Annotated in this window: 6 protein-coding genes; all 6 read left to right on the plus strand. The window is 70.5% G+C overall.

From position 1 onward, the window contains the following. Nucleotides 1–135: 135 nt before the first annotated feature. The 6 genes from ACZ5DS_RS42410 to ACZ5DS_RS42435 all read left to right on the plus strand — a co-directional run bounded on the left by ACZ5DS_RS42410 (nt 136) and on the right by ACZ5DS_RS42435 (nt 6,637). Nucleotides 136–921: an SDR family NAD(P)-dependent oxidoreductase gene (locus tag ACZ5DS_RS42410; RefSeq protein WP_468249816.1), complete on the plus strand. Its 786-nt coding sequence runs from the start codon at nt 136–138 to the stop codon at nt 919–921. A 2-nt stretch (nt 922–923) separates the two neighbouring features. Continuing rightward, entirely contained in the window at nt 924–1,532 is a 609-nt protein-coding gene (locus ACZ5DS_RS42415) for a sigma-70 family RNA polymerase sigma factor (RefSeq protein ID WP_468249818.1), read from the plus strand. Next, the gene (locus ACZ5DS_RS42420; protein ID WP_468249821.1) at nt 1,529–3,199 is read left to right on the plus strand and encodes an FAD-binding oxidoreductase; all 1,671 of its coding nucleotides are present in this window, start codon (nt 1,529–1,531) and stop codon (nt 3,197–3,199) included. The genes ACZ5DS_RS42415 and ACZ5DS_RS42420 overlap by 4 nt, the downstream gene beginning before the upstream one ends. 185 nt (nt 3,200–3,384) lie before the next feature. Next, on the plus strand, nt 3,385–4,599 hold the full coding sequence (gene wecB / locus ACZ5DS_RS42425; RefSeq protein WP_468249823.1) for a non-hydrolyzing UDP-N-acetylglucosamine 2-epimerase: 1,215 nt from the start codon (nt 3,385–3,387) through the stop codon (nt 4,597–4,599). Nucleotides 4,600–4,614: 15 nt separating this feature from the next. Then, nucleotides 4,615–5,346 (plus strand): hypothetical protein, encoded by a 732-nt coding sequence (locus tag ACZ5DS_RS42430; RefSeq protein WP_468249825.1) that lies wholly within the window; start codon nt 4,615–4,617, stop codon nt 5,344–5,346. 19 nt (nt 5,347–5,365) lie between these two features. Next, nucleotides 5,366–6,637 (plus strand): FG-GAP repeat domain-containing protein, encoded by a 1,272-nt coding sequence (locus tag ACZ5DS_RS42435; protein ID WP_468249828.1) that lies wholly within the window; start codon nt 5,366–5,368, stop codon nt 6,635–6,637. Nucleotides 6,638–6,767 lie beyond the last annotated feature (130 nt).

Consider the following 6,767-nt stretch of genomic DNA (forward strand, 5'->3'; position numbering starts at 1 on the left):
CGCCGTCAACACCGCCCTCGTCCTCATCACCACCCTCACCAGCACCTTCCTCCGCACCCCCACCACCAAATAACCCCACCACCACGGACGGGGAGGCGACTTCCGGGCCTCCCCGCCCCCGCCCAAGGGAAACCGATGGACCTTCAGCTCAAGGGACGGGTCTACCTCGTCACCGGTGCCTCCTCCGGGATCGGCCACGCCACCGCGCGTGTTCTCGCGGCGGAGGGCGCGCGGGTGGTGGGCGTGGCCCGCGACACCGCTGCCCTGCGCGACCTGGACCCGAACATCACCGCCCACCCGGGCGACCTCACCCATCCGCGGACCGCGGACGACGCGGTGCGGCGGGCCGTCGACCTCTTCGGCCGCCTCGACGGCCTGGTCAACAACGCCGGAGCCCTGCGCTCACGCACGAGCTTCCTGGCGGTCACGGACGCCGAGTGGCACGAGACCTTCGAGCTGAACGTCCACGCCGCGGTGCGCGTCACCCGGGCCGCGCTCCCGCACCTGATCGAGAGCGGAGGCGGCAGCCTCGTCCATGTGGCGAGCGAGGCGGCCCGCTTCCCGGATCCCTCCATCGTCGACTACGCGGCGTCCAAGGCGACCCTGCTGTCCCTGTCCAAATCCCTCGCCGCCGAGTACGGCCGGCAGGGCGTCAGGTCCACCGTCGTCTCGCCCGGACCCACCCGCACCGCTCTGTTCGACGCCCCGGGCGGCTTCGCCGAGCAACTGGCGCAGCGCTTCGGCATGGAGCCCGACGACGCAGTCGACCACTTCGTCCGGGAGGAACGGCGGCTGCCGAGCGGGCGCATCGGCACGGCGGAGGACGTCGCCACCGTCATCGCCTACCTGCTGTCGCCGCTCGCCTCCCAGGTCACGGGAGCGGAATGGGCCGTCGACGGCGGCGCCCTGCGGCAGATCTGACCATGTCCGCCACCACGACGGCGACGTCCCCGGCGCATGTGGAGGTCTTCGAGGCGGAGGCCCTGCCGTACCGCTCCGACCTCCTCGCCGCGGCCAGGCGCCTGGTCCGCTCGCACGCCGACGCCGAAGACCTCCTCCAGGAGACCTACTTGAAGGCGTTCCGCTCCTTCCACCAGTACCGGCTCGGCACCAACATCCGTGCCTGGCTGTACCGGATCCTGATCACCACGTTCCTCACGGACTACCGCCGCTCGCAGGCCCGGCCGCGGACCGCGGAGGTCTTCGACGAGGACCTGCACGCCCGGCCGGCCCAGCATCCGGCGTCCTGCCGGCTGGCGTCGGCGGAAGAGCAGTACCTGGCGAAGCTCACCCATCCCGACATCGGACGGGCGATGCGGGCCCTTCCCCAGGAGTACGCGGCGGCGCTGCGCCTGGCGGACATCGAGGGGCTCACCTACCAGGAGATCGCGGAGATCCTCGGGGTCGCCACCGGCACGGTGGGTTCGCGGGTGCACCGCGGACGCCGCCGGATGCGGGAGCTGATCCCCCACATGGATCCCCGCCGCACGAACGTCACACCATCCACGCATGCGAAGGAGCCCATGACATGAGCGGAATCGACCGGCGCACCGTCCTCGGCCGCGGTGCGGCCATGGCCGGCGGTGCGGCCGTGGCCACCGCCCTCCTGCCCACGGACGCCGGTGCGGCGGCGCCCGCACGGAGCGCCGCCGAGACAGGCAGCACCGTCACGCGCGGGGACTCCCGCTATCCGACCCTCAGGACGGGAAACAACCAGCGGTTCGTCGCCACACCGGACTACGTGAAGATGATCCGCTCCTCGGCCGACGCCGAGCGCGCGCTGGCGAAGGCGGTGAAGGACGGGAAGAGAATATCCGTGCGCAGCGGCGGGCACTGCTTCGCCGACTTCACCTCCAACCCGGAGGTCGAGGTGATCCTCGACTTCTCGGAGATGACCGAGGTCGGCTACGACCCGGCGATGCGCGCCTTCTTCGTCGGGCCCGGAGCACGCCTGCTCAACGTGTACGAGGCCCTGTTCAAGGGCTGGGGCGTCACGGTGCCGGGCGGCATCTGCTACAGCGTCGGCGCGGGCGGCCACATCGTCGGCGGCGGATACGGGCTGCTCTCCCGCGCCCACGGCCTGGTCGTCGACCACCTGTACGCCGTCGAGGTGGTGGTCGTCGACGCGGCGGGCAGGACCCGCACGGTCACCGCGACCCGGGAGGCCGACGACCCGAACCGGGACCTGTGGTGGGCGCACACCGGAGGCGGCGGCGGCAACTTCGGGCTGGTCACCCGGTACTGGTTCCGCTCGCCCGACGCACGGGGCACCGAGCCGGCGGACCAGCTGGTGAAGGCGCCGGCGACGGTACTGGTCAGCGCCGTCGACATTCCCTGGGACGGCCTCGACGAGAAGTCGTTCAAGCGGCTGGTGAAGAACTTCGGTGCCTGGCACGAGACCCACAGCGCCCCGGACAGCCCCTACCGGCACCTCAGCAGCCTGTTCAACGTGTCCGCCAAGGCGCACGGCAGCCTGGGGATGTTCACCCAGATCGACGCCTCCGTCCCCGGCGCGCGGGAGATGCTCGACTCCTACATGGCGGCGATCACCAGTGGCACCGGGGTCAAGGTGCGGTCACTGGACCGCGGCAACGGCGAACTGCCGGCCATGCCGGGGCTGCACCGCCCCAGGGAGCTTCCCTGGCTGCAGGCGACCCGGCTGGTCGGCACCGACAACCCGACCATCACCAACCCCACGTCGCGCGGCGGGCACAAGTCCGCGTACATGCGCAGGAACTTCTCCGACGCGCAGCTCACGGCGCTGTACAAGCACATGACGCGCCCCGACTTCAGCAATCCCGACACCATGCTGGTGCTCTTCTCGTTCGGCGGCCAGGTCAACGCCGTGCCGGAAGACGCCACCGCCAACGCCCAGCGGTCCGCGGTCTTCAAGATGTGCTTCCAGACCTTCTGGAGCGACCCGGCTGAGGACGATTTCTATCTGGGGTGGCTCCGGGACCTCTACGGTGAATTCTTCGCGGCCAGCAACGGTGTGCCGGAAATCAATGACATGACGGACGGCTGTTACATCAACTATCCGGACCGCGACATGACCGATCCGCGCCACAACCGTTCCGGGACCCACTGGACCACGCTCTACTACAAGGGGAACTATCCCCGGCTGCAGCGCGTGAAGCGCCGCTACGACCCCGCCAACGTGTTCCGCCACTCCATGTCCGTCGCTCCTGCCAGGAGTTGAACGGACTGAATTGTCGACCGGCCCTGCTCCGCGGAGCAGGGCCGGTTTTTTGTGTGCCGGCGTACAACTGGGAAATTGCGCGCGTTGACCCCGTGCGGCCCGCAATGGAACTCTCTTTCCCGTCAGCGCATCGCCTCCAGGAAATGAAATGGACGGCGATGGAGGATTCGACGGGGAGAAAGAAAATGCGAACTGTTTCCGTGGTCATAGGAACGAGGCCGGAGGCCATCAAGATGGCTCCCGTGATCAAGGCGCTGCAGGCGCATCCGGACCTCGATCCCGTGGTCATCTCGACCGGGCAGCACCGGCAGATGCTGGACGAGACGCTCGACGCCTTCGGTCTGTCGGCCGACATCGACCTGCGGGTGATGGCTCCCCAGCAGACCCTGTCGCAGGTGACGGCCCGGATCCTGAACGGTCTGGAGGAACGGCTCCCCGGCCTCGGCGCCGACGCCCTGCTCGTGCACGGCGACACGGCCACCACGCTGGCCGGCGCCCTGGCCGGCTTCCACCACGGTGTGCCGGTCGTCCACGTCGAAGCCGGGCTGCGCAGCGGCGAACTGTCCTCCCCCTTCCCGGAGGAGGGCAACCGGCGCCTGGTCGGCCAGGTCTCCGCGCTCCACCTGGCGCCGACCCCGGCCAACCGCACCAACCTGCTGTGCGAGGGCATCCCCGACGAGACGATCGTCGTCACGGGCAACACCGTCATCGACGCCCTGCGCTGGGCCGGCGACCACGCCACGGACTACGGCCACCCCGCCCTGCAGGACCTCGACGACGACCCGCGCCGCGTCGTGCTCGCCTCCGCCCACCGCCGCGACGCCTGGCCGCAACTCGCCGACATCGCCGCGGCGTTCCGGCGGATCGCCGACGAGCCCGGCACCCGCGTGGTGATTCCGCTCCACCGCAACCCCGCGGTGCGGGCGGCGATCCTGCCCGTCGTCGCCGGGCACCCCGACATCACCGTCACCGACCCGCTGCCCTACCTCAGCTTCATGAAGCTGCTCAAGCGGGCCGATCTCATCGTCTCCGACAGCAGCGGCGCCCAGGAGGAGGGCCCCGCCCTCGGCAAGCCCACCCTGGTGCTCAGCGAGGTGACCGAGCGGAGCGAGGCCGTCGTGGCCGGCACCGCCAGGCTGGTGGGCAAGACGACCGAGGGCATCGTCGCCGCCACCCTGGAGCTGCTCCGCGACCCGATCGCCTACGACCGCATGGCCAGTGCCGCCAACCCCTACGGAGACGGCAGGGCAGCCCGGCGCACGGTCGACAGCGTCGCCTGCTTCCTCGGACTCGGCGAGGGGCCGGAGCAGTTCGTCCCCGAGACCCCGGTCGACCAGATCGCCGCCGAGCTCGCCCGCAGCGCCAGCTACCAGCAGCACGCCCCCCAGCCGGCCTCCTGACGACCGAGGAACCCGATGAGCCAGAACACCGTTCGTCCGCTGGACCTCGGCACCGGGCAGATGCCGGCCCAGCTGGTCGAGAACGTCGACCACTACCGGGTGCACGGGCCCGCCGTGGTCATCAACCCCCATCCGGAACCGATCCGCCTCGACGTCCAGCCGCCCGTGACCATCCCGGCCCTGTCGTCCACGATCCTCACCGGCACGACGATCGTGAGCGCCCCGTCCGTCATCGTCGTCGCCACCACCGACGCCCCGGCCGCCGACGTGATCCGCGCACCGGGCTGGCACCTCCTGGGCGACCTCCTGCCGCCGCCGGACCCGGCCGACCCGGCGGGCTTCCCACGGGACACCCCGCTGTGGAAGGGCCCCCAGGCGGCCGCGGGTTCGGCCCGGCTGGACGCACCCCACCTGCTCGGGGAACGTCCCGACCGGCGGCAGCAGGAGACCTTCGACATCAAGGTGAACCTCTGGTACGCGCCGGCCGGCACGGACTGCGCCATCCACAACGAACACGACTTCATCGAGATCCACACCCAGATCACGGGCGTGGGCCGGATGCAGAAGTTCCACGCCCGCGATCACAGCACCCTCTACCAGGACATCGCGATGGCGCCCGGCTACACCACACCGCAGCCCTTCTGCGCCACCGGCCCCGACGGCGGCTACCGCTACCCCTGGCACCAGTACCGCGCCGACACCGACTGTGTCTGGCTCGCCGTCGAGTACCACCGCCCCGCCCACTGACCTTCCGAGAGGACCTGCCATGACCGACAACCACCGCACCGCCCCGATCCCGCCGGCGTTCACGGCCGAGGTCGTCGCCGAGCAACTGCGCGACGGCTACTGGCTGGAGGCCCCGGACATCGACCAGGACGGCAGGCCGGACCTGTTCGGCTACGGTCTGCGCCTCGGCGAGATCTACTGGTACCAGAACACCGAGGCCGACAAGGCGTGGACCCGCCGCCTGGTGGCCGACGGCATCAGGATGCCCGTGGGCGCCGACTTCGCCGACATCAGCGGCAACGGCCACCCGGACGTCGTCGTCTGCTACGAGCTGTACGGCCCGATCGGCACCATCCACGACCCGGACCCGGCCGGCGGAAAGATCGACTGGCTGGAGAACCCGGGCAGTCCGGACAAGGACGAGTCCCGCTGGAAGCGGCACTACGTCGGCCGTGCCACGGGCATGCACCGGCTGCGCGTCGGGCACTTCACCCGCACCGACCGACTGCAGATCGTCGGTGTCCCGATCGTCGCGGAGGCGGACGTCCACGCGGTGCTGCCCGTCGTGATCTTCACCCAGCCCGACGACGTCCACACCGCCGACGAGTGGCCGATGGAGACCATCGACGACAGCCACTTCCGCATGATCCACGGAGCCGAGAAGAAGGCCGGGCTGATACCGGGCTCGGACCTCGACTCGCTGCTCTTCGCCTCCGACGAGGGCGTCACCTGGCTGTACTTCGACGAGGCGACGGGCCAGTGGGTGCGCCGGCTCATCGGCACCGGCGAGCTCACCCAGTTCGAGCAGACCGGGTTCCGCGGCAGCGGCGACCTCAACGCCGGCCGCATCGGCGACGACCCCATGGCGTACGTCGCGGCCATCGAGCCCTTCCACGGCAACACCGTCGCCGTGTACACCAAGACGGGCACCGACGAGCAGGGCGCCCCGGTCTGGGGACGTACCCTCCTGGACGTCTACGGCGACCCCAACGAGAACGGCGAAGGACCCGGCCACCAGATCGTCTGCGCGGACTTCGACGGGGACGGCGAGGAGGAGTTCCTCGTGGCCCTGCGCGGACCGTGGCCGTGGCAGGGCGTCATGTACTACAAGGCCATCGACCTGGCCGCGGGCGTCTGGGCCAAGTGGCGCATCGGCGACGAGTCCGTCGCCCGGATCGCCACCGGCGACTTCAACGGCGACGGCCGCCTGGACTTCGCGACCATCGCGTACTCCGTCCAGAACTACTACGTGGCCAAGGACGCCAAGATCATGCTCTACCGCAACCGGATGCCGCACGGCGACGCCGAGTAGTCCGCCCTCTCCCCGACCCGGCAAACGCTGCCCCGGCCCGGCCCGCCGTCACCGGCCGGGCCGGGGGGGGGGCGCCCTCAGCCAAAAGCCGTCGTCCTGTCCTCCTCCTTCGTCCCCCCGGGGAAGCCCG

It is taken from the genome of Streptomyces sp. NPDC031100, from assembly GCF_055570785.1.

What these genes read in the sequence shown, in the direction of transcription:
- ACZ5DS_RS42410 (WP_468249816.1), top strand. Translation starts at nt 136, where the DNA reads ATGGACCTTCAGCTCAAGGGACGGGTCTACCTCGTCACCGGTGCCTCC.
- wecB (WP_468249823.1), top strand. Translation starts at nt 3,385, where the DNA reads ATGCGAACTGTTTCCGTGGTCATAGGAACGAGGCCGGAGGCCATCAAG.
- ACZ5DS_RS42420 (WP_468249821.1), top strand. Translation starts at nt 1,529, where the DNA reads ATGAGCGGAATCGACCGGCGCACCGTCCTCGGCCGCGGTGCGGCCATG.
- ACZ5DS_RS42430 (WP_468249825.1), top strand. Translation starts at nt 4,615, where the DNA reads ATGAGCCAGAACACCGTTCGTCCGCTGGACCTCGGCACCGGGCAGATG.
- ACZ5DS_RS42435 (WP_468249828.1), top strand. Translation starts at nt 5,366, where the DNA reads ATGACCGACAACCACCGCACCGCCCCGATCCCGCCGGCGTTCACGGCC.
- ACZ5DS_RS42415 (WP_468249818.1), top strand. Translation starts at nt 924, where the DNA reads ATGTCCGCCACCACGACGGCGACGTCCCCGGCGCATGTGGAGGTCTTC.